1 protein-coding gene is annotated in these 1,154 nt (G+C 38.9%); it reads left to right on the forward strand.

Features of this window, described 5'->3' with window-relative positions; translation table 11 throughout:
- Nucleotides 1-187: 187 nt before the first annotated feature.
- Entirely contained in the window at nt 188-1,147 is a 960-nt protein-coding gene (locus J7E16_RS10555; protein ID WP_214891544.1) for an IS30 family transposase, read from the forward strand.
- Nucleotides 1,148-1,154 lie beyond the last annotated feature (7 nt).

Below are 1,154 nucleotides of genomic sequence, written 5' to 3' on the forward strand. Positions count from 1 at the left end.
TCTCTTTAGCAAACTTTTCTGCTAATGAAACATGTTCGTTTTTTCGATTATTCGTTGGTTTCATAATAGGATCCTCCAAAAATTTTTTATCCCGCCGATTGTAAAATTAAGCTAGACAAATAAAAAAGCCATTCGTGGTACACTCAAAATGTAATTCCGACTAAAGAAGACATAGGAGTGATCACGAATGACCTACACCCATCTTACCACGGATGAACTGGTGATGATAGAGTCTTATTACCACAAAAATATACCAGTTGCGAAAATAGCCGCTTATTTAAAACGAACGCGAACACCCATTTACAACGTCATTAACTTCTTGAAAGCAGGGCATACGGCACTTGAGTACTTCCAACAGTACAAGGAAAATAAGAAGCGTTGTGGGCGTCGCAAAATCGTGCTTTCAAAGAAACAACAGGCCTACATCAAAGAAAAAGTCACTCAAGGTTGGACACCTGACGTCATTATTGGTCGGGCGGAAGAGCCTGTTGCGTGTTCCGTTCGTACTCTTTACCGCCAGTTCAAAGAAAAGATCTTTGATGAAACCACACTCCCAATGAAAGGGAAAAGAAAACCAAATGGTCATAAAGAACGTCGGGGAAAACAGTCTTTCAAGCGGAATATCACAGAAAGAGAGAAAGATTATCCCCAGTTTAAAGAAGAATTTGGCCATATCGAAGGCGACACCATTGTAGGTGTCCACCATAAAAGTGCTGTTATCACTTTAGTGGAACGTCTATCTAAAGTCATTATTACCTTGAAACCCAATGGACGAAAGGCCAGCGACATTGAAACAGCCATGAATCACTGGTTTCACGGTATTCCAAGAAACTTATTCCGTTCTATCACCTTTGATTGTGGAAAAGAATTTTCTAACTGGAAATCTCTATGCAACCACCACGATATCGCCATTTATTTTGCTGATCCTGGAACACCTTCACAACGAGCTTTAAACGAAAATTCTAACGGTCTTCTCCGAAAAGATGGCTTGCCAAAAGAAATGGATTTTAATCAAGTCGACCAATCATTTGTTTCATCAGTTGCAGATAAGAGAAATACTATTCCAAGAAAGTCATTGAACTATCAAACACCATTGGAAGTATTTTTGAGTTACATGAATGAAGATGTTCTGTCTAGCTTAATTTGACAAATCA

It is taken from the genome of Carnobacterium sp. ISL-102 (assembly GCF_018612935.1).
Taxonomy (GTDB): domain Bacteria; phylum Bacillota; class Bacilli; order Lactobacillales; family Carnobacteriaceae; genus Carnobacterium_B; species Carnobacterium_B alterfunditum.